This is a genomic window from Shouchella tritolerans (genome assembly GCF_025770735.1).
GTDB lineage: Bacteria > Bacillota > Bacilli > Bacillales > Bacillaceae_D > Shouchella > Shouchella tritolerans.
Genome location: NZ_JAODPB010000001.1, coordinates 1,108,722 through 1,129,987 on the forward strand (window position 1 = coordinate 1,108,722; position 21,266 = coordinate 1,129,987).

The 21,266-nt window shown below is 44.4% G+C and carries 25 protein-coding genes and 1 pseudogene; 17 read left to right on the forward strand and 9 right to left on the reverse strand.

Translation table 11 applies throughout. From position 1 onward, the window contains the following. Positions 1-246: 246 nt before the first annotated feature. The 7 genes from N6H06_RS05235 to N6H06_RS05265 all read left to right on the forward strand — a co-directional run bounded on the left by N6H06_RS05235 (position 247) and on the right by N6H06_RS05265 (position 6,800). Complete coding sequence (locus tag N6H06_RS05235) at positions 247-1,641, forward strand: hypothetical protein (protein ID WP_062746203.1); 1,395 nt, start codon at positions 247-249, stop codon at positions 1,639-1,641. Continuing rightward, positions 1,638-3,008 carry a UDP-glucose dehydrogenase family protein gene (locus N6H06_RS05240; protein WP_062746205.1) on the forward strand — a complete coding sequence of 457 codons (1,371 nt, stop codon included), beginning with the start codon at positions 1,638-1,640 and terminating at the stop codon, positions 3,006-3,008. Before N6H06_RS05235 ends, N6H06_RS05240 begins: the two co-directional genes overlap by 4 nt. A 104-nt stretch (positions 3,009-3,112) precedes the next feature. Further along, entirely contained in the window at positions 3,113-3,520 is a 408-nt protein-coding gene (locus N6H06_RS05245) for a hypothetical protein (protein ID WP_263705801.1), read from the forward strand. Continuing rightward, on the forward strand, positions 3,493-4,245 hold the full coding sequence (locus N6H06_RS05250) for a glycosyltransferase family 2 protein (RefSeq protein ID WP_062746208.1): 753 nt from the start codon (positions 3,493-3,495) through the stop codon (positions 4,243-4,245). The genes N6H06_RS05245 and N6H06_RS05250 overlap by 28 nt, the downstream gene beginning before the upstream one ends. Positions 4,246-4,370: 125 nt before the next feature. After that, the gene (locus tag N6H06_RS05255; protein ID WP_263705802.1) at positions 4,371-5,465 is read left to right on the forward strand and encodes a glycosyltransferase family 4 protein; all 1,095 of its coding nucleotides are present in this window, start codon (positions 4,371-4,373) and stop codon (positions 5,463-5,465) included. A 114-nt stretch (positions 5,466-5,579) separates the two neighbouring features. Next, positions 5,580-6,545, forward strand: a complete 966-nt coding sequence (locus N6H06_RS05260; RefSeq protein WP_263705803.1) for a Gfo/Idh/MocA family protein — start codon at positions 5,580-5,582, stop codon at positions 6,543-6,545. Positions 6,546-6,620: 75 nt separating this feature from the next. Beyond that, the gene (locus N6H06_RS05265; RefSeq protein WP_263705804.1) at positions 6,621-6,800 is read left to right on the forward strand and encodes a CsbD family protein; all 180 of its coding nucleotides are present in this window, start codon (positions 6,621-6,623) and stop codon (positions 6,798-6,800) included. Positions 6,801-6,850: 50 nt separating this feature from the next. Here the strand turns inward: N6H06_RS05265 and N6H06_RS05270 are convergent, their stop codons facing one another. From N6H06_RS05270 to N6H06_RS05285, 4 genes and pseudogenes are all read right to left on the reverse strand, one after another. After that, entirely contained in the window at positions 6,851-7,093 is a 243-nt protein-coding gene (locus tag N6H06_RS05270; RefSeq protein ID WP_062746215.1) for a hypothetical protein, read from the reverse strand. Positions 7,094-7,481: 388 nt separating this feature from the next. Continuing rightward, positions 7,482-7,581, reverse strand: a pseudogene (locus N6H06_RS05275) (radical SAM protein); the annotation flags it as partial. A 36-nt stretch (positions 7,582-7,617) separates the two neighbouring features. Then, positions 7,618-8,151, reverse strand: a complete 534-nt coding sequence (gene adaB, locus N6H06_RS05280) for a methylated-DNA--[protein]-cysteine S-methyltransferase (RefSeq protein WP_062746216.1) — start codon at positions 8,149-8,151, stop codon at positions 7,618-7,620. A 1-nt stretch (position 8,152) separates the two neighbouring features. Continuing rightward, positions 8,153-8,767, reverse strand: coding sequence for a bifunctional transcriptional activator/DNA repair enzyme AdaA (locus N6H06_RS05285; RefSeq protein ID WP_263705805.1), 615 nt, complete (start codon positions 8,765-8,767; stop codon positions 8,153-8,155). A gap of 346 nt (positions 8,768-9,113) precedes the next feature. Here N6H06_RS05285 and N6H06_RS05290 point away from each other — a divergent pair, with 346 nt between their 5' ends. The 4 genes from N6H06_RS05290 to yidA all read left to right on the forward strand — a co-directional run bounded on the left by N6H06_RS05290 (position 9,114) and on the right by yidA (position 13,537). After that, complete coding sequence (locus tag N6H06_RS05290) at positions 9,114-10,025, forward strand: DNA glycosylase (RefSeq protein WP_263705806.1); 912 nt, start codon at positions 9,114-9,116, stop codon at positions 10,023-10,025. 414 nt (positions 10,026-10,439) lie between these two features. Next, on the forward strand, positions 10,440-11,537 hold the full coding sequence (locus N6H06_RS05295; protein ID WP_263705807.1) for a Gfo/Idh/MocA family protein: 1,098 nt from the start codon (positions 10,440-10,442) through the stop codon (positions 11,535-11,537). Between the two features lie 153 nt (positions 11,538-11,690). After that, positions 11,691-12,650 (forward strand): ribose-phosphate diphosphokinase, encoded by a 960-nt coding sequence (locus tag N6H06_RS05300; RefSeq protein WP_062746225.1) that lies wholly within the window; start codon positions 11,691-11,693, stop codon positions 12,648-12,650. Between the two features lie 68 nt (positions 12,651-12,718). Further along, positions 12,719-13,537, forward strand: coding sequence for a sugar-phosphatase (yidA, locus tag N6H06_RS05305; RefSeq protein WP_062746227.1), 819 nt, complete (start codon positions 12,719-12,721; stop codon positions 13,535-13,537). A 44-nt stretch (positions 13,538-13,581) separates the two neighbouring features. On the opposite strand, the gene N6H06_RS05310 is transcribed toward yidA, so the two are convergent. The 3 genes from N6H06_RS05310 to N6H06_RS05320 form a co-directional block, all read right to left on the reverse strand. Further along, entirely contained in the window at positions 13,582-14,082 is a 501-nt protein-coding gene (locus N6H06_RS05310; RefSeq protein ID WP_263705808.1) for a DinB family protein, read from the reverse strand. 65 nt (positions 14,083-14,147) lie between these two features. Continuing rightward, complete coding sequence (locus N6H06_RS05315) at positions 14,148-15,062, reverse strand: helix-turn-helix transcriptional regulator (RefSeq protein ID WP_263705809.1); 915 nt, start codon at positions 15,060-15,062, stop codon at positions 14,148-14,150. A 16-nt stretch (positions 15,063-15,078) separates the two neighbouring features. Further along, positions 15,079-15,642: a YdeI/OmpD-associated family protein gene (locus N6H06_RS05320; protein ID WP_062746232.1), complete on the reverse strand. Its 564-nt coding sequence runs from the start codon at positions 15,640-15,642 to the stop codon at positions 15,079-15,081. Between the two features lie 359 nt (positions 15,643-16,001). Between N6H06_RS05320 and N6H06_RS05325 the strand changes: the two genes are divergently transcribed. From N6H06_RS05325 to N6H06_RS05335, 3 genes are read left to right on the forward strand one after another with little or no spacing between them, the layout of a single operon-like run. Next, positions 16,002-16,718, forward strand: coding sequence for an SDR family NAD(P)-dependent oxidoreductase (locus N6H06_RS05325; RefSeq protein ID WP_062746236.1), 717 nt, complete (start codon positions 16,002-16,004; stop codon positions 16,716-16,718). Next, positions 16,715-17,716 (forward strand): S-adenosylmethionine:tRNA ribosyltransferase-isomerase, encoded by a 1,002-nt coding sequence (locus N6H06_RS05330; protein ID WP_062746238.1) that lies wholly within the window; start codon positions 16,715-16,717, stop codon positions 17,714-17,716. The genes N6H06_RS05325 and N6H06_RS05330 overlap by 4 nt, the downstream gene beginning before the upstream one ends. Beyond that, positions 17,713-18,075 (forward strand): VOC family protein, encoded by a 363-nt coding sequence (locus tag N6H06_RS05335; RefSeq protein WP_062746239.1) that lies wholly within the window; start codon positions 17,713-17,715, stop codon positions 18,073-18,075. The genes N6H06_RS05330 and N6H06_RS05335 overlap by 4 nt, the downstream gene beginning before the upstream one ends. Here N6H06_RS05335 and N6H06_RS05340 read toward each other — a convergent pair. Then, positions 18,044-18,703 (reverse strand): response regulator, encoded by a 660-nt coding sequence (locus tag N6H06_RS05340; RefSeq protein WP_263705810.1) that lies wholly within the window; start codon positions 18,701-18,703, stop codon positions 18,044-18,046. The genes N6H06_RS05335 and N6H06_RS05340 overlap by 32 nt on opposite strands. After that, a complete protein-coding gene (locus tag N6H06_RS05345; protein ID WP_263705811.1) occupies positions 18,700-19,812 on the reverse strand; it encodes a GAF domain-containing sensor histidine kinase in 1,113 nt (370 codons plus the stop codon). Before N6H06_RS05345 ends, N6H06_RS05340 begins: the two co-directional genes overlap by 4 nt. A 149-nt stretch (positions 19,813-19,961) precedes the next feature. Here N6H06_RS05345 and N6H06_RS05350 point away from each other — a divergent pair, with 149 nt between their 5' ends. The 3 genes from N6H06_RS05350 to N6H06_RS05360 all read left to right on the forward strand — a co-directional run bounded on the left by N6H06_RS05350 (position 19,962) and on the right by N6H06_RS05360 (position 21,242). After that, the gene (locus tag N6H06_RS05350) at positions 19,962-20,201 is read left to right on the forward strand and encodes a hypothetical protein (RefSeq protein WP_062746244.1); all 240 of its coding nucleotides are present in this window, start codon (positions 19,962-19,964) and stop codon (positions 20,199-20,201) included. A 289-nt stretch (positions 20,202-20,490) separates the two neighbouring features. Then, positions 20,491-20,613, forward strand: a complete 123-nt coding sequence (locus N6H06_RS05355; RefSeq protein ID WP_255222684.1) for a hypothetical protein — start codon at positions 20,491-20,493, stop codon at positions 20,611-20,613. Beyond that, complete coding sequence (locus tag N6H06_RS05360) at positions 20,610-21,242, forward strand: hypothetical protein (RefSeq protein WP_062746247.1); 633 nt, start codon at positions 20,610-20,612, stop codon at positions 21,240-21,242. Before N6H06_RS05355 ends, N6H06_RS05360 begins: the two co-directional genes overlap by 4 nt. Positions 21,243-21,266 lie beyond the last annotated feature (24 nt).

The window sequence follows — 21,266 nt, forward strand, 5'->3', positions numbered from 1 at the left end:
CATTGTGCCCTAAGTATAGCGTGGTTAGACGCAGAAGTGTAGCTGGCAGAAAACGGATTGTAAAGGCGAAAAAAGGACATGCTAACAAGAGTTATCCTCTGTCAGAAGTGGGTTTACCGATTTTAAGGCTGGCCAAATTTTTTACAAAGGGCCAGAAACTTTAACCAATTCTTTACACCGCCTTTATAAATGCTCTTTGTTTGCGTGATACGATGGCGACAGTTCACGTTGAAAGGATCTTCATGTATGCAATCTTACCGATTTCCGTATGTCATTTCTGCGCATGTGCCTGCTTTTGCTTTTGCAGTGGTAGGTGTTTATGCAGCGCTGGCTCCAGTAGCCGTCTCCCACGTGTTCCAGCATGTTTTGTTTGTTCCCAGCTCAGTGTTATTGACTGGGTTAGCGATTTTTCTATTAGGACTAGCCTGGTTTTTGCGTGGTGAAGGAGTCTACGTAAGGCAATTACAGCCAGTCGCGATTAGCATGCTTGCCGCTGTCGTTATTCCAGCACTTTTAGCGACTATCGCTGCCGGGTATGCTTTAACGGTTTTCCAATCAACCGAGTATACTGCCTACATACAGCAGGCGTTGCCGCGCCGGTTAATGAACCTCGGTTTATTTGCTTCTTTAACCATTCTGATTTTGCTGTTTTTAAAACAGGACCCTTTGCGGATGACCCGTTCTCTGCTTATTGGCTATTTGACGGGCGCAAGCATTCTTGTCGTAGGGGGGCTCTGGCAATTTCTCCATTTTTCGATCGGATATCCGATGCCGGGGTTCGAAACGCGTGCGTTTGTGCATAGTGTTAGTCAAGATGTGCTCATAAATTTTCGACTAACTTCCTTTACTGACGAGCCAAGTTTTCTCGTTCCATTTTTAATTGATGGCCTGATTATTGGCGTGCTGCTTTTCACGAGAAAAAGCTACGCGTTGTATGGCATTTCTGCCGTGCTGGTCTTGTTGCTTTCTTTTTCCGTCAGTGGTTACGCCAATTTGGCGCTTGTTGGGGCGGCCGCCGTTGTGTTGCTGTTTTCTCGGGGATGGATATCGAAACGAGTCGGCCTTTATGCCGCCTTAGCGTTGCTCCTAATTGCTGTTTTAGCAACGCTGGCTTTTCCGCAAGTCGTAATGGGTTTATTTATGCCGATTATCGGCCGTTTAGACAGCCTGTTTGATGTGATGCATCATAGCCGTTTGTATATGCTCGTGTTCCCATTTGTGTGGCTGTTTGATTATTCTTTCGTCAACGCTTTGTTTGGATACGGGCCAGGAGGATATGACTTTTTGGCACGGACGAAATTTTTAAGCCACCAAGGCGCTGTTAGCGGCACGTCAAACAATGTGTTTGTCGATTTGCTATTTGAACATGGGATGATTGGCGGCATGACTTTTGCTGTCGTCTTTCTAGCTGTGTTTGTCTATTTGTGGAAAAAGCGAAGTGGCCATTTTTACTATTCGGTTGCCTTGGTGTTGTGGCTCCATTTAGGAGTGACCTCCTTGTACCGGTCTGATTTTGTCTCACCGCGTTTTTGGATTCTAGTTGCCATTACTGCTGGTTTAGCCGAGATGGCGAGGAGAGGCTTGTTTTTTCAAGCACATCAGGATGACCATACATCAGAAAAGAAGGTGGAAACGTTATGAAGCTCTGTGTGATCGGAACGGGATATGTCGGGCTTGTATCGGGTGTCTGCTATAGCCACATTGGCCATGAAGTTGTTTGTGTTGACCGAGATCTAGAAAAGATCAAGCGTCTTAGCCAAGGGGAAGTGCCGATTTTTGAACCGGGCCTTGAAGATATGCTAGCAAGCAACATGGCGGCAGGACGGCTATCGTTTACGACCCGTTTGTCCGAAGGGCTGGCCGGGGCAGATGCGGCGATTATAGCCGTTGGTACGCCAGCTCGGGCAGATGGATCGGCAAATTTGGATTATGTGGAAGCAGTCGCCAAGGAAATTGGCTCATGTATAAAAGCGGGGCTTGTCGTCATTACGAAAAGCACCGTTCCAGTCGGAACAAATCGGAAAGTGAAGAGCTGGATTGCTGAAACATGCGGGCACGAAGATTTCGAAGTTGCCTCCTGCCCAGAGTTTTTGCGAGAAGGCACTGCCATAGCCGACACGCTTGAAATGGAAAGAGCTGTCATTGGCGTAGAAAGCGTCAAAGCGGAGCGGCTCCTCCGAGATTTGCACAAACCGTTTCAGACAACGATTGTCGCATGCAATCTTGAAACGGCAGAAATGGCTAAGTACGCAGCCAATGCGTTTTTAGCAACAAAAATTAGTTTTATTAATGAAGTCGCCAACGTCTGTGAACAAGTTGGAGCCGATGTCACTTCTCTTGCCGAAGCGATTGGTTTGGATCGCCGGATTGGACGCCACTTTTTAAAAGCTGGCATTGGTTACGGTGGTTCTTGTTTCCCGAAAGATACGCAAGCGTTTATCCGTGTCGCCCAACAAGCAGGCTACGACCTGCAAATTGTGCCTGCAGTAGAACGAGTCAATGCTGCCCAGCGCTTAACGGTTGTCAATAAACTGAAAACAGCACTCGGTGATAATTTGGCGGGCAAACGGATTGCAATCCTAGGGCTAGCGTTTAAGCCAAATACAGACGACATGCGGGCTGCTCCCGCCCTTGATGTGTATCCAGCGCTAGAACGTGAACAGGCAAATATGGTTGCTTTTGATCCGATTGCCACCGAGCAAGCAAAAGCAGCGTTGCCTGGCATTCAACTAGCAAACACATGGCAACAAGCAGTCAGAGATGCTGATGCTGTTCTGCTACTGACGGATTGGGAGACATTTAAGGACATTTCCTTGCCAGAGTTGAAAAAGTTGACGAAGCAACCGATCGTCATTGACGGCCGCAACATGTTCGACCCTAAAGAAATGGAAATGCACGGTTTTTATTACGATTCGGTCGGCAGGCCGGTCGTTGATGGGCGGCTTGAACGCATCCGTGAATGGGAAGATCTTGTGTTGGGGATTTATGACCGCTTCGCCAATGGATAAATGTTGAACCTGAATGATGTTGCTGACTTTGTCGGCAACATCATTCAGATTGTCTATTATCTGGAGCACGAATCTTTGTTTTAGGACAAGCAAAGGAGGAGAACATGCTAAAAAATTCCCTAGTTGCCTGTGGCATTTTGCTGTTTTTAAGTGGTTTCTTTTTTTTAGATGAGGGAGAAGCCAATCCATATAAAGAAGAAACCGCGACCATTGACCAGAAGGCTTTCATGGAATTAAAGCTTGCTCATGAAGCGGCAAAATATGTACTCGAGAATAACGAGCAGCAATGGTACAGCCATCATTTTACAAGAACACTTTCGGAAGAAGAACAAGCTGCTTTTCTTGCCATTTCGTTAGAAGAAGAGGCCGAAGTTGCAGAAGAAGGCGAAGAACAGGTGGCCCTTGCTTATAATGGCACGGTCGTCTCGTATGAAAAAGTGGACAACGTTTGGAAAATAGCGCAAGTGGAGGAGGCGCATAGGCAGTGGAACAACAACCACTTGTATCAATAATTACTCCTGTTTATAATTGCGAGACCTTTTTACATGAGACGATTGAATCGGTGTTAGCGCAAACATATGCCAATTGGGAGCTATGGCTGATCAATGATGCTTCTAGCGATGGCAGCAAGCACATTGCTGCCCAATTTGCCGAAGCAGACAGCCGAATCAAGCTCGTTGATTTAGAAAAAAACAGCGGAGCAGCAGTGGCGCGTAACAATGGCCTAGAAAGGGCAGAAGGCAAGTATGTTGCTTTTTTGGATGGCGATGACCTGTGGCGGCCTCAGAAATTAGAGAGGCAAGTCCGTTTTATGGAGGAGACTGGTCATTTGTTTTCGTTTACGAGTTACCGGATTATGAGAGAGGATGGTACGGAGCGAAGCAAAGTGGTTGAAGCGCCATCTGTCGTCACGTACGAGCAGTTGCTATCCAACACGATTATTGGGTGTTTGACTGTCATGTTAAATCAAGATGCATTAGGACCGCTGCAAATGCCTACAATAAGGACGAGACAGGATTTCATGCTGTGGCTTTCAATATTGAAGAAAGGCTACTCCGCTTACGGAATAAAGGAGGAGCTGGCGGTATACCGCAAAGTCGGCAACTCGATATCAAGCAACAAATGGCAAGCGGCGAAACGGAATTGGGAAATTTACCGAAAACATGAGGAACTGCCCTGGCTGAAAGCGTGCCGTGTTTTTGTCGGTTACGCGTGGAATGGGATGAAGAAATTGTAAGGAATTTAAAGCGTTTTAAGGGTTCATGAAGAACATGTAAATTGTCCCTTTTATTCGATGGATTTTGCTATTCTTGCTTAAGTAGCAACTTGATAAAAAGAATAGCAAAAGCGAGGGTGGCAAACATGGAAGCTTACATACTTGCAATCATTAGCAGCTTTGCGGCAGCCATCGCGGTCACACCCCTTGTGATCAAATGGGCACATCGCTTTGGCTTTGTCGATCAGCCAAACAAGCGAAAAGTACATCAAAAACCAATGCCTCGGATAGGCGGTTTAACATTTATTTTTGGGACAGGAATCGGATTGTTGGCAGTGGCAGACCAGTTGGCGGCTGATTGGCAAACAACAGTCGCGATTTTGGCAGGCGCCTTACCAATCATAGCCATTGGCTTACTTGATGATAAGTTTGCGCTCCGAGCAAGGACGAAGTTGTTGTTTCAACTTCTCTCCGCCTCGATCGTCGTCATTGGCTCAGGAGTGTCGATTGACTTTATTTCAATCCCGTTTGGAGAGCGGATTGACTTAGGCATTTTAAGCAGCATTGTAACAGTGATATGGCTGATCGCGATGATGAATGCCATTAATTTAATTGATGGCTTGGACGGGCTTGCCGCAGGCGTCGCCGTCATCGCGCTAAGCACAATGCTAGTCATTGCGGCAGGAAACCCAGCAGCTTATGGGCTTGTCTTCGCCTTTGGTTTCCCTTTAATTGGGAGTGTTGGCGGTTTTTTGATATTTAACTTTCATCCAGCGAAGCTCTTCATGGGCGATACAGGCTCGCTGTTTCTCGGGTACATGATCGGGATTTTATCAACAATGGGCTTTTTCAAAAGTGTAACGATTGTCAGCATCGTGGTGCCTTTGTTCATACTCGGCGTACCTATTCTTGATACCGTGTTTGCGATTATCCGCCGCAAACTGAACCGACAAAAAATTGGTTCGCCGGATAAAGGCCATCTTCACCACTGCTTATTAAACAGAGGGTACGGCCACCGGCAGGCGGTGTTGACGATTTATGGCGTTAGCCTCCTGTTCGCGGCATGTGCGATTCTTTTGTCCATGTCGAGCTTATGGTTCTCACTGCTCGTGTTGATCGTTGTCGCTTTGCTGATCCAACTATGTGCAGAGTGTATAGGCTTAATTGGCGAAAAACGAAAACCGCTTTTAAATGCGATCAGAAAATGGGCAGGCGCAGGAGCGCCATTAAGAAGCAAATAACAAAGCTCTGGTGCATTCCGCTTGCACCGGGGCTTTGCCGTTTTCAAGCGGAATGCTGGCATATCATGGCACAGATCAGGTACGATTAGGAAAAAACGCCTTGGAGGAGATAGCATGACAACGATCAATTGGGCGATACTTGGCCCAGGAGCAATCGCCAGCGATTTTGCCCAAGCACTAAACAACATCAACGGAACGATTTATGCAGTCGGTTCAAGGTCGATTGAAAAAGCGCAGGCGTTTGCAAGCAAATTTGGTGTCAAGCATGCGTTTGGAAGCTATGACTCCATGCTTCACGATGAAAACATCGACGCCGTTTATATTGCAACGCCCCATTCCAACCACTATGAATACATTAAAAAAAGTTTACAAAATGGAAAACATGTTTTATGCGAAAAGGCCATCACGGTAAACGGCCAACAGCTTGAAGAATTAATGGGTCTTGCAAAAGAAAAACAACTTGTGCTGATGGAAGCAATGACCCTTTTTCACATGCCGCTCTATGCCAAGTTGCAACAGTTGATTCATTCAAATGCGTTAGGGCCAGTCAAAATGATCAACGTCACATTTGGCAGTTTAAAGGAAGCGAACCCGCAAAATCGTTTTTTCAATAAAGAACTTGCCGGCGGGGCGATTTTAGACATTGGCACCTACGCGTTATCGTTTGCGCGCTTTTTTTTAGATAGCCAGCCACATGAAGTGTTGACGACGGTCAAGCCGTTTGAAACAGGCGTTGATGAACAGTCGGGAATTGTCCTTAAAAACAAACAAGAACAGCTGGCGACGATTGCACTAGCAATGCGCTCGAAAATGCCAAAACGAGGCATTGTCGCCTGTGAAGGGGGCTACATAACCGTCGATGACTTCCCACGGGCCCAATCCGCGCTGCTCACTTATCCTGATGGCTCAACCGAGGAAATCACAGCAGGCGATACAGAACATGCCCTCCAATATGAAATACAAGCGATGGAAGCAGCAATAGCCGGCCAAGGAGACACACATATAGCGCTTTCCCGCGATGTAATGGAGCTAATGGATACCGTTCGCCGCCAATGGGGCATTACGTATCCATTTGAGTAACGGCAGAAAAAGAAGTTTAACATGGACCGATAGCGTCTATTTAGATAAATACACATCTAAAAGGAGGCGTTATCGATGGCAAACGGAACAACCGACAAAATGAAAAGCGCAGCAAACAAAGCAAAAGGAGCAACCAAAGAAGCTGCCGGAAAAGCGGCAGACAATAAAAAAATGCAAGCAGACGGCAAGAAAGACAAACTAAAAGGCAAAGCCCAAGAGATGGAGGGCGACGTTAAGAAGAGGATGAAGGAGTAAAAAAAACGGCCCGAGATCGGGTCGTTTTTTTACAGTACTCTCCAATTTTATTATTTTATTAAATACTTCTTTTCAAACTTATTAAACATCCATTTAGAGTAAATTATTTCTCCGTCCATCATCGCAAAGTGAAGTGCTTCTTTATATATGTGGTAATTATCGGTTGCCATGGCCCGATAAAATAAATTAAATTTGTTTTTTCCATTTTGTTGTTCGGCTAAATCCAATAAAGTTAATGCTTTATCAAACTGTTTACGAATAATGTATTGATGGGCTCGTTCTTCAATATCCATATCCTCATCTAAAGGAAAATATTTTTGGTGCACATTGTGAAGAAACGGTAAGTCATTGTTTTTTATCACGTCTGCTTGTGAAAACTTTAATTTCTGGTAAAGATTTATTGAAGTAAGTAGATGTTGTTTTGATTTCCTGAAATTTGAAAAATGAGTATTTGGCCGAGGATTTGATGGACATTAGCAAGAATATACTCTTGGCTTGTATAGCCCATTCTGTGTGTGCGTTTACAACCGCTGCCGGCAACCTGTGCAGTAATACCGAATTCAGCAAGCAGTTAGAGAATGTTAAGTCTTGTCGGAATAGGGGAAGCATAGTGTGTAAAACGCTTGTGAATATCTTCCCTGCTCGAAAGAGGGATATAGGCATTTGGCGCACATCACACTATGAACACCCAAATGAGCAGCCTGTATAAGGATTTAGTGAATGAGTATACCCAGGAAGAAAGCATGGTTTTCGGATTCTTATAGAACAATCCACTTTTCATGAGGGAACCTACTTTCCAACCATTGTAAGGCAATAATCACTCATTGCTAGCTGAGGCTTGTCTTTCCAAATCCAAAAGCCGTGTCTTCATTTCTAATCCGCCACGGTAGCCAGTTAATGATCCATTCTTTCCTACTACACGATGACACGGTACGGTTATTAATACTGGATTCGCCCCAATCGCCGCTCCTACAGCTCGAACGGCTGCTGGTTTATTTATAGAATTGGCAATGTCGGAATAGGACCTAGTCTGTCCGTACGGAATGGCACAAAGTGCGTTCCAGACTGCAAGCTGGAATGCTGTTCCATCGTAATCAAATGGAACAGTGAATGTTTTCCGTTTTCCTTCCAAATACTCGGTAATTTCAACCGCATGAGGCTCAAGCTTTTCAGCAGCTTCCACTAAAGGACTTCCACTAAAGCGCTTTTTAGCCCATTCGGATAATTCCTCAAATGGTTCGTTCGGTGAACCAACAAACACCAGTTCCTTAGAGGTTGAAGCGATATAAAAATTCAAATCTCTAAACGTTAGCAAAGACCAATATAAGGTTGGTTTGTTGTTTGATTCCATTTTACAGTTCCTCCATTTTACTCATTTGACGAAATTGTGCTGGTGTATGTCCCATTTTCTTCTTAAATAAAGTAATAAAATAGGACGTGTTAGGTATACCTACACTTATGGCGATATCCGCAATCGCTTTATTTGTGTGAATCAAATATTCTTTAGCAGCGTTTAATCTAACCTGATGGATATATTCAACGGGTGTGATGCCTTTTATTTTTTTAAACGTACGATGCAAATGATAGGGACTCCCGTGAGCCATATCTGCTAACGTTTCTAAAGTTAGCTTTTCGATGAAGTTTTTATCGATGTATTCGGTTATAAGAGCCACCCATTCACGATCAGGCAAGCTCTCATTCGTAGGCTTGCAACGTTTACAAGGGCGGAAATTGGCATGGAGCGCTTGTTTTGCGTTTGAAAAAATACATACATTTTCTTTTTTAGGAACGCGAGATTTGCATGACGGTTTACAGAAGATCCTTGTGGTTTTTACGGCATAGAAAAATTGATTATTGTACGAGGCATCATTCTCTATAATTGCTTGCCACTTTTCCTTTGTCATCAGGTTCTCGTCAGTCAAAACCCCATCACGATGTTGAAATGAATGATTGATACGATCCGGCATTACTCCCACCTCTTCTCACAATGATCCCCTTTAATGGCCGTTTTGTATGACTCTTCTTCACTATAAAGTTCTATGAAGGAGTCACATTCGTATTTTGTTACTGTAAGCTTTGCAAACCTCATTCGTTTTGAATGGAATCCTAGTTTAAGCATCTGACATTTATATCTTGAACGCTTTTTAGAACCTTTGATAACTAACACTATAACCTCATAAATAGAAAAATATAAGGTGTTTAGAATGTAATAGCAAGATAACAAAATTCGTACTAATTATTATGTGGTAAAGTGAAACGTCAATCAGTGTAAGTTTTCTTAGGAAAAAGTCATAAAGTGAGGAGCATGAAAAAGTGAAATGGGATGAAATCAACGATGATATGATTATTGCATTACCTGAAGAGTTTGACATGAATGTTAACCTAGGCTATCTAAAAAGGGAAAAAAATGAATGTATGTATGAAATCGAGAACGATATCATTACAAGAATGATAGCCATTGGGGAAATTCGGTCCTTGATACAGATAAGCGTCATTGATAATAAACAGATGGTTGTCAAGTTTTTAAATGATTCTAGACCTACCGAAAAGTGGCAACGAGAAAAACTTGTAAAATATATTCATGAATGGTTTGATCTTGATAACGATTTAACCCCATTTTATAAAATGGCAAAAGCAGATCCATTACTTAAAATGACGGTTGAAAAATTTTATGGATTGCGAGTCGTCGGCATTCCCGATTTATTTGAGGCTTTATGTTGGGGTGTTCTAGGGCAGCAAATTAACTTAGCGTTTGCGTACTCATTAAAAAAGCAATTTGTAGAAGGATTTGGCGATTCCATCGAATGGAATGGTAAAAAGTATTGGGTCTTCCCACCGTACGAACGAATTGCACAGTTGACAACTACCGACCTAGCAGGAATTAAAATGACCGTAAAAAAAAGTGAATATATCATTGGAATTGCTAGGCTTATGGCAAGTGGAGAATTGTCGAAGGAAAAATTAATAAAAATGGACTTTAAAGATGCTGAAAAAAACTTAATTCAAATACGAGGCATTGGTCCTTGGACAGCCAATTACGTTCTAATGCGATGTTTACGATTTCCTGCTGCTTTTCCAATCGATGATGTCGGTTTGCATAATGTAATTAAGCTACTCACAGGATCCGAAACAAAACCAACAATAAAAGAAATCAAAGAGTATGCTGCGGCTTGGACAAATTGGGAAGCCTATGCAACGTTTTATTTATGGAGAACCTTATATTGATGTATTGTTAAAACGGAGAATCCATCATAATTTACAAGGGAGGAGGCAAATACAAACAGTTTTTCTCTTAATGAAAAGTAGGAGAGAAAATGTGAGAACACTATTCAGGAATACACATTAGGTATTAGACAGTATATGAAATGGTTTGAAGGTTGATACGATGGAAGATTAACAAATTTGTACAGATTACATTAGATAGTTAGCTAAACAGAGGAGTTTTATGGATTTCCTCTTTACCCAATTCACGGGAAGGCTAGCTGGATGGGAAATTTTTTAGAACCAGCACAACCGTTTCCCATCCAGCTGATGCCTGTCTGCCTTAATCGCAATTAAATCTGAAATCAGTTGCTATTTTTCATTTACGAATTAGAATGAAAGCGCTATAATGTGGTGGACTGAAGGGAGAGTGGTGACATGAAAGCGTTAAAGGCTGGCATTGTCGGTTGCGGGAATATTAGTGACATTTATTTTCAAATGAATAACCGGTTTGATGCGATTGACATTATTGCCTGTACAGACTTGAATTTTGCGCAAGCAATGAAGCAGGCGGACCGCTACAGCGGCGTGGAAGCAATGGAAATGGATGATTTTTTTGCCAATGAAGACATTGACATTGTTATTAATTTAACTACGCCATCTGCCCACTATGTCGTCCATAAACGGGCGCTTGAAGCGGGCAAACATTCATATGGCGAAAAACCATTAGCGCTTACGCTTGAGGAAGCAGATGAACTGCAAGCGCTTGCCGACGAAAAAGGGCTGCTGTTAGGGGCCGCTCCTGATACATTTCTTGGCGGTGGTTTGCAAACGTGTAAAAAACTAATTGATGACGGCTGGATTGGAAAACCGGTTTCGGCAAACGGGTTTATGATGAGCCATGGCCCAGAAAGCTGGCACCCAAATCCGGACTTCTTTTATAAAGTCGGGGCTGGTCCAATGTTTGACATGGGCCCGTACTATTTAACTGCGCTGATCTCCTTGCTCGGCCCAATTAAGCGTCTGACGGCTTCGGCTGGCAAGGCATATACAGAACGGATGATCACGTCTGCGCCAAAATTTGGCGAAACGATATCCGTGGAGACGCCAACCCATTTAGCCAGTGTGCTTGATTTTGAAAATGGGGCAATCGCCACGCTTGTTACAAGCTTTGATGTATGGGGCTCAAAAACGCCGAACTTAGAAGTGCACGGCACAACAGGGTCGCTGCTTTTGCCTGATCCGAATACATTTGGCGGGCCTGTTTATGTGAAAAGGCAAGGAGAACAAGAGTTTCAAGAAGTTCCGCTCATTTATGGCTTCCAAGACAACAGCCGTGGCCTCGGCGTGCTTGATATGGTTCATGCCATTCAAGAACGCCGTCCGCACCGCGCAAATGCGCGCATGGCTTACCATGTCCTTGAAGCTATGCATGGCGTCCTTGCCTCATCTGAGAATGAGCGCTCTTATTATATGAAGAGCAGTTGTACACAGCCAGAGGCGTTGCCACTAACAATGACCACAAGAGGGTTTTAAGAAAACATACCTGCCGAACGATCCTTTAAGTAAGGAGAAGTCGGCAGTTTTTTTCGTTTGCTTGGTTTCACTGTAAATGGTTGCCGATGACGCCACGTTGTGCTTCGCAGCAAAGTAGGCTAAAATCGAATGTGAGAGACACATTGCGGAGGGATGCATGTGGGTTATTCTATTGACAAAAAAAAGTTTAAGCTTTTTACTGTTCGCTCCAATCCATTGCTAACAAATGAAATCGCTTCTTTGCTCGGTTGTGCAGTTGGAAAAAGTTCGGTCAAACGCTTTAGTGATGGCGAGGTGCAAATCAATATCGAGGAAAGTGTCCGTGGTTCTGAAGTGTTTGTCGTTCAATCCACATCACAGCCTGGCAATGAGCACGTAATGGAACTTTTGATTATGATCGATGCGCTAAAGCGGGCGTCTGCAAAAGAAATCAATGTGGTTATTCCCTATTTTGGCTATGCTCGCCAGGACCGCAAAGCTCGGGCACGTGAGCCGATTGCAGCCAAACTGGTCGCTAATTTGCTGGAGACGGCAGGGGCAGACCGGATTTTAACTGTAGACTTGCATGCTCCGCAAATTCAAGGGTTCTTTAATATTCCTGTTGACCCTCTTCAAGGGCTGCCGCTTTTAGCGCGTTATTTCCAAAACAAAGCGCTTCAGCAACCTGTGATTGTGGCGCCAAATCATTCTGGGCTTGGCCGCGCTCGGCGGTTAGCGGAATATTTGGATGCGCCGATTGCCTTCATCGATAAACGCCACCCAGAACCAGGGTTTCCACAAGCTGTGAACGTCGTCGGCGACACAGAGGGAAGGGAAGCGATTATTGTTGACGACTTAATTGATACGGCGGCCACTGTGACATTAGCGGCCAATGCGTTGCAAGAAAAAAAAGCGAGTGTGATTTATGCGTGTTGTACGCATCCTGTTTTGACAGGACCGGCGATTGAACGGTTGCAAATTGCGCCAATTAAAGAGATTGTCGTCACCAACACAATTGAATTAGACGAAGATAAAAAGGTCGGGAACTTGACTGTGCTTTCAATTGCTCCGCTGTTGGCGGAAGCAATTTACCGAGTTCATCGGGAGCAATCGGTGAGTACGCTGTTCCAGTAACCCTTGCTTGGGAAAGGGAATCTCCCAAGGAGGCATATCGAAAAGAGAGAAGCGTAGGAGTGGAAAATATGTACAAATTGATTGCGATTGATATGGATGGGACGTTGTTAAATGACCATCATGAAGTGACACTGGAAGTGAAAAAGGCGCTTTTAGAAGCGCGCCAAGCGGGGGCGACAATCGTTCTTTGTACTGGGCGCCCTTTAGGTGGCGTCACCCGCTATTTGCACGAGTTGGAATTGAACCAAAAAGGCGACTATGTGATCGCCTACAATGGGGCACTTGTACAAGATACACATACAAATCAAGTCGTAGTTTCACACACACTTCGCTATAACGACTTAGTCGAGTTAGACGAACTAGCAAAAACGTTAAATACGCCTATGCATTATTTTGACGATAAGCGGCTTTACACTGGAAATCGGGACATTAGCCCTTATACCGTGTATGAATCGTTTCTGACAAAAGTTCCGTTGCGTTATTGTCCAGTAGAAGAAGCAGATCCATCGATACTCGTGCCAAAAGTGATGTATATAGATGAACCTGAAAAATTGGATCAGGCGATTGCGGCAATTCCCGCTGCTTTAAAGGAACGTTATTCCATGGTCAAGAGCGCGCCGTTTTTTTATGAAATTCTCCATCCACTCGTCAGCAAAGGCAATGCGGTCAAACATCTTGCTGAAAAGCTTGGTTTTAAGCGCGAAGAAGTAATGGGCATCGGCGACAATGGCAATGATTTGTCGATGATCGAATATGCTGGCTGCGGCATAGCAATGGAAAATAGTATACCAGAGCTAAAAGCCGCTGCCGATATCGTCACAACTTCCAATAATGACGACGGCGTCGCACACGCGATCCGTACGCAATTTTTGCAACATGCTCATTAAGAAAAAAGAGTTGGCGGCGTTTCGCTGCCAGCCCTTTTTTGTGCCTAGCTTTGGTACCAATACAAGGAGAAGTCAGTCATTGTCGAAGCATATCCTTGTTGCCTTAACATGGTTGTGATGTTGCCTCGATGATACGTGCCATGATTGGCAACATGGAGTAAAATTTCTGCGTAAGCCGTTTCTCTAGCGCCAGACCATGGATTATTGACTTGTATTTTTTGTTCTAAGTCTTTTTGGCGATTTATCCACTCGTCATACTGTGAAGCTAGTTGTTCAAAAGACTGAACAAATTCATCTATAGAATATCCATTTGTCTTTTCTACAAGGGCGATCGATTCTTCCAATGCTTCTTGCATATCGATTCCTTTTAGGACTGCGAGCCACATTACATCTACCACATAAATGTGGCTAAACGTTTGCGCAATCGTCGGATACGAACTACGCACCTCTTCATAGAGGACATTGCTTGGCAATTCCTTCATTTTTTCCAGTAATACTTGATTCGCCCAAACATGATAGTGGTACATCTTTTTTGCATGGTTCATTTTTCACATCGACTCCTTAACGGTTGATAGTTGTAGTATAAAAAAAGATGTATGACAACAGCCTGTCATACATCTTGATAAACATTTATTATTTTTTTTGCCTCATCTACTAAAACCGCTTGTAATTCCACAGGTTTTACAATTTTAACGCCACTGCCGAAGCTTAAAAGAATCGTTTTTAACCATCGAGCATGTAAAGGTTGAAACACAGAAATAGTAAACGTCATACTTCCATCACTGTTCTTGACTTTTGAAGCATGCTGGAATTGGTCCAACACTTCTACTAAGGAATCGCGACTCACCCAAATGACAACATCCTCAAATCGTTCTAGATTTTTAGCTGAAAAAGAGGGGTCCCTTTTCATGTCGTGATTTTTGGGAAATGTCTCTTCCGTCAGCGTAATATTCATCATGCGTGATACTCTAAATTCTCTATAGTTGCGCCGTTCTCTGCAATAGCCATATAAATACCAGTTACGAAACTTATATTGAATGTGAATCGGTTCTATTTCCCGTGATGTCCATTCGTTTTTCGTACTTACATAATCAAAGCGAATGACCCTTTTTTCTTGTATCGCGTTTCGTAGATCGATTAATGAATTTGCTTCTGTTCGATGGCTTTCTAAGTCAACTGATAAAATTCCATTGTTTCCACTTGGATCGAGTGATTTTAGTCTTTCTATCGTATGGTCAATCGTTTTATCTTCAAAAATACCCGATAAACTACGAAGCACCATAATGAGATTCGATAGGTCATGGGAACCGATTAAGCTTTTATCAAATTTATACCCTTTGATGATACCGAACCCGCCGTTCGTACCTTGGTATGAAACGACTGGTATCCCAGCCGCACAAATGGCTTCAATGTCTCTATAAATTGTTCGCGATGATACTTGAAATTCATCAGCTAAACGAGAAGCGGACAAAATTTCATTGTTTAGGAGCTTGAATATGATCGATATCAAACGTTCTAATTTCAATTGTAAGTTCCTTTCTTCAATAATCGATTAAGCGACCGTTGTCATTCCACTGACCATACATGTTATTTTCTCTTGTATGGTCAATAAACTTTTTCAACCTCTTATTGAAAATATCCGGTTCATTTCGATAACTTTGTATCGTATCGATTCGAATCCTTCTGTATAGTTCAGGAAAATGAATAAAGTTCTGATATAATTGCTCATCTTCTTTCAAACGAGTTTCTATATCTTTATCAATTGTAAAAGATTCAGGTCGCATATCGGGTAGGGCTTTCATTCCTCCTTCTCTCATCAAACCTAATTTGTCTAATCTCCGTACTCTTTCTTTGTTTAATTCTGTCCAATGGCTGTTCTTTTTTCTCGGGGAAAGCCTTTGGGCTAGTTCAGTATCTGATATTTTCTTTTTTATGCCATCAATCCAACCAACACATAATGCTTCTTCCACAGCATCTACATACTGGATAACATTTGGTTGTTCAGCCATGCTTACAATGATCCAACAACATTTTTCTGTCGTTGAATGTTCCTCAAGCCAATCTCTTAATTCCTGCCTTGTCTTAACGCGAATGAAATTCTCCATTTTTGAAATTACCTTTCTTCAATCAGTATTTGTATTGAGTATCACTCACACAAAAGGTTTTAAAAATTATACCATTTATCCGATAACATCCAATAGGACTAAACCTTGATGAACCCCCTCTCCATACTCAGACTGATAGAAAACGCTTGTAACCAAGGCGAACAAAAAAGGTTGAGCGTTTAGCTACAAAATGAACCGGAGGGATTCATTTGTTAGGACGTAAGCGAACCTGTTATTCATACACCAAAAGATGTATACGCGACAGAACGAAAGGTGGAACCACATTTACACCTGCCTGCTGAAGCAGGAAGAGGCTCGTTTTCTTAAGATGAGAGTATACATCTTAGGGAGGGATAGAAATGACAACAATTGTAATGATTACGGGAGCGACAAAAGGGCTGGGCCGTGCTTTAGCTTGGCATTACGGAAGAAAGGGGTACGCTCTTGCGGTGACCGCACGGACGGAGGATGACTTAGTGCAGCTCGCCTCGGCGCTGCAGGCTGAAAATATACCGGTCGTTGCGGTAGCAGGTGATATGGCGAAAGCCGAAGATGCGGAGCGCTTTGCTGCCCTTACGCTGGCACGGTATAACAAAGTGGATGTGTTGATTAACAATGCGTCGATTTTCGGGCCTGGGCCAAGCTTGTTGCTTGATTATCCAGATGCCGCTTTTCAAGAGGTATTGTTAACAAATACACTGATTCCGTATTTCCTTACAAAGCAAATTTTGCCGACGATGCTTGCCCGTGATAATGGCATTGTCATTACGCTCACTTCAGAAGCAGGAAAGACAGGGTTTGCCGAGTGGGGCGCCTACGGCATTTCCAAGTTTGCAGTCGAGGGCATGGTACAAACGTGGGCCGATGAAGTCGCTGACAGCAATGTCCGATTCCATCTTGTCGATCCTGGCGAAATGGATACAGACATGCACGCCCAAGCGCTGCCTGATTGCGATTATCCCCTTGATCCGCCGCAAAAGCGTTTGGCTGTCTTTGACTATTTAATTGAGGAAGGAGCCGCAAACGGCAGCCGTGAAGAAGCGATCGTCCACCAACAGAAGGAGGGGGAGCGATGATGTTGATTCCGGCAGAAAAGCGACTAGATGCAGACACGCCTCCTGAGAAACGGGGGCAAAAGCGGGACGGTGTTCGTTTGCTAACATATTGGAGTGACAGTGGACGAATTGTACATGGGGAATTTTCCCAATTAGCTAACCAGTTGGAAGCTGGCGATGTGCTCGTATTTAATAATAGTCGCACGATCCCGGCTGAACTAAAAACGGTTGATGGCGTCCGTGTCCGTTTATCCCGTGAAGTTGAAGACGGCATTTGGGATGGGCTTATTCTAGGGGAAAGCAGCAAGAAGCTTGTGTTTATGCATGGGCTAAAGGCACTTGTAACAGGCCCTGGGACAGAGCCGCCGTTAGTCAGGCTTGTTTTTTCCTGTAGTTCCGGCCGGCTCCTCCGTGAGCTTTATAGGCAAGGGGATGTGATTCGCTATGAGCATGTGGCCCGCTCTTGGCCATTGCAAGATTACCAAACGGTCTACGCTAGCATTCCTGGATCGGTCGAAATGCCTTCTGCAGGACGGGCATTTACATGGCGCATGCTTGCCAATTTACAAAAACAGGGCATTCGCCTTGCTTTTGTAACCCTTCATGCCGGTTTAAGCTATTATGGCGACGACAAATGGCCAAATCCAGCGCTTCATCCGGAAGCATTCTCCATTGAAGACGAGCAGGCGACAATTATAAACGACGCCAAAGCGAATGGAGGGCGGGTGATCGCCGTCGGAACGACAGTCGTCCGTGCTCTAGAAACAGCAAGCGATGGCACGGCTATCATTCCACAAGCTGGGGTAACGTCACTCTATCTTTCCCGTACAAGCAAGCTGACCGCCGTCGATGGGTTGTTGACAGGTTTTCACGAACAGGAAGCGAGCCATATTGATCTGTTGCAAACTTTTGCCGAGGAAGCAGGGGTAAAAGCCATTTACAAGGAAGCGATTGCCCATCGTTATTTGTGGCATGAGTTCGGCGATATGAATTTAATAATGAAGCAGGCGCGGCCGTGAAGGTCCATCATCTTGGCCTGGCTGTCGCTGATTTACAGGCAGCCTGGCCTTATTATGTAGCAACGCTTGGCTTCAGGTGGGAATGGTGTATAAGTACGGGCGAGGAGCGCTTTGCCTTTTTCCGAAAAGGGCCGTTCACGCTGGAACTCGTGGAAACAGAACCAGGAGGGCAAACGCTCCATCTCGCTTTTTCATTAGCCGATCATGAAGCGTTTGCTGTGCTGGAAAATATCAAAAAACGCGGCTTTGTGCTTACCGATCGGTTTCTCCTTAACCGAGACGAAGAGTCGCTTTATTTTGTCCATCCAAATGGGGAAGAAGTAGAGTTCATTGTTCATCCAAAAATGAAATGGGCTTAGCAATCCCTGCTTGAATCGCAAACAACGCAGCTTGCGTCCGATCATGAAGCTCCAATTTGGCAAGAAGATTGGAAACATGGGTCTTTACCGTTTTCTCGGAAATAAACAGTGCGGCTGCGATTTCTTTATTGCTCTTGCCAGTGCTGATTTCTTTCAGCACGTCGACTTCTCTTTCCGTCAAACGGTTCACTTTGTCGGCGACAGAATTGGCCGGGCGCGCCACATGGGTGAGTACATGCTTCATAATCCGCGGGTCAAGGGGAAGTTCCCCGCTATTAGCGGCCTGAATCGTGTGGATCAACACGTCAGGTTCCACATCTTTTAGCTGATAGCCACAGGCTCCCGCTTGCAGTGCTTGAATCACAAAGTCTTTTTCTCCATAGCCTGACAACATAAACACTTTTGCCTGTGGATAATCACGTAAAATCACTTGTGTCGCCTTAATACCATCCATGACTGGCATGTCAATGTCCATCAATAATATGTCAGGGCGGTGGCGTTCATACAATGCAACCGCTTCTTCGCCATTGCTCGCTTCAGCGACAATCTCAATGTCGGGATGGGCTTCTAAAAAATAGGCGAGCCCTTTGCGGACAACATGGTGGTCGTCAGCTAGCAAAATTCTCATTCCATTTCCCCCCTTTTATCAGGAAAGCGAATTTCCCACGTCGTTCCCTTCCCTGGCGTTGAGGCCAATAACGCCTGCCCGCCTAGTTCTTTTGCCCGTTTGCGGATCGAATCAAGCCCTTGTCTGCGGCTCACGTGGTTTGTTTCAAAGCCATCGCCTTGATCAGAAATCGTTAAAAACCACTCCCCCTGTGCTTTTGTCAAAGAAATCATTGCTTCTTTCACGCCAGCGTGTTTTTTACAATTGTTTAATGCTTCTTGGATGATTCGGTAAGTAGCTAACTCCATTTTTGCTGGCCAGTCAATCTCAGTAGGAAGGAGGAGGCGTACGGAAATGCCGATTAAGCGGCTGTACTGTTCAACTGCCTGTGCCAGTCCCGCCTCTAATTCCTCTCCTGAATGGCCTCGTATAATGGCCCGTAGTTCACCCAATGCTGCGCTTACCAATTTGGAAACGTCAGTCATTTTCTCTTTCATTTCTTCGTCTTTTGTCCGGATAGCCATCCCTTGCAACGTCATGTTTACGGAAAAAAGCAATTGGTTGACTGAATCATGGAGATCCTGCGACAGCCGTTGCCGTTCATTTAATTCAGCCTGCTCTGCTTCAAAGGCAACAAGTTCAACACGTTTGATCGCTGTTCCGATTTGCAAAGCAATGAGTTCTAACAACTCCAGTTCATCTTGTGCATAATGGTGTTTTTGGGGATGGGCAACGTTTAAGATGCCAAGGGGCTCCTCACCTGCATAGATGGGAACCGTAGCATGATGGGTAATGCCATTTGTGTCGCCCCAGCTTCGTTCAATGGCCCGTTCTAAACGTTGGCATTCAATCATATTAACAGCCCGTTCCAATGTCCCGTGTAGGAATTGGTTTTTGCACCAGCAACCGCCGTCTTTAAGCGGGGCGCAATTTTTTCGCGAGAGTCCAGGAGGAATGCCGCTTGCAGCATAAAGGGTATGGTTTCCCCTTTGATCAATTAAAAAAATCCAGCCGCTCGAAAAATCGAGCTCCGCAAGCAATGTGTGCAACACGTTGTCAAGCATACGTTTCAAGTCATTCTCGGCATTTAACGTCTGGGAAATTTGCTTAAGCGTGTGGAGATGGCTCATTATATAAACTCCTTTTGATGAAAAAGGTACAGTGTAAATTTCTCTTTCTAGTTTAGCATAGGAGTTCTTTGCCGTGCTTTTGTAATGTTTAAACAAACAGCAAACGTGAAATAGCAAAGTAACACCTTTAGTTAGGAAAGGAAACGAACATGAAACGACACACATTGTTGATTATTGCTGGATTTTTGCTTTTTGGCGCTCTTGTTGGAGGCGGAGCTGGCGCCGGTTTACGCTACCTTTTCCACTACTTTTGGGCCGATGGTCAGCTGCGAGGAGGCGATTTATGGGTAGCGGCAGCAATTGCTGCTGTGCCTGGAATGGTGGCCAGCGTCTATTGGGGCTATTTTTACCGCAAAAAAGAACGCAACGAAACCAAGCATTTGCATTAAGTGGGACTCAACCCAAAACGTAAATGATTTGTAAAGACTCTGTGTGAAAGCATGGATTCTATTGCAGATAAAACAAGGATATCGTATAGTTAAACAAAATCAAATGGAAATTCCCAAAGGGGAGTAGCATAAAAGCAGCTGTCGTCATTACAGGAGCAATCCTCGGCACTGCTGGCAGCCCAGGCTTCATGAGCTGCTTGCGAGACCTTTGTCCATACTGTGGGCAAAGGTCTTTTTTGCGTGCTTTTGCCTGCGGCGGTTACCAGAAAACATAAGGGGGAGATCGGATATGTCGAAAATAACAAAGCTACTAAAATCAAAAGCTGTGCGGGAAGGGGTCAAACAAGCACAAAAACACCTCTTGCCGGTTGTCAAAAAAGAGTTGGCAAAGCGAATGTCAAAAAAACGATGAATGCGGAGACGTCTACGATCTATAGAGATGAATTGGCCAACATTGTATTTGTAAAACAAGGCAGGAATATAGCGCTAAACAACACTCCTGAGAATTGGGAACTAATTGGCAAGGGCAGGAGTGCATACGTCTTTAAAATAACAGGGGAACAGCGGGCGATCAAAGTGTTTTATCCGCCGTTCGAGCATTTGGCGATGGAAGAGGCACGCAACTATGAGAAAGTAGCGGGTATTTCGTTTTTCCCTCGCCTTTACGAAGCGGGTGAAGGATACTTAGTCATGGATTTCATTCGTGGGAAAACGTTTTTTGACTGCTTAGCAGAAGGCGTGGCAATTACGAGGGACCATGTTGCCCAAGTCGACAAAGCCCTTGAATTGGCAAGGAGCACCGGCTTAAATCCGTCTGACATCCACTTGCATAACTTGCTGCTGACAGAAACAGGCGCTGTCCGCTTAATTGATATTGCTCGTTTTTCCCAAAAAAAGCAATGCACACAATGGCAAGACTTAAAAAGAGGTTATGAGCGCCATTATGGACAACGTTATTTTCCGAAACGAGTGCCAAAGTGGTTGATGCGGATTGTCGCCTATTTCTATCAGTTGCGAAAACGTTTGAACGGCAAACAGTAAGCTAGCCCGAAAAAAGCAATGCCA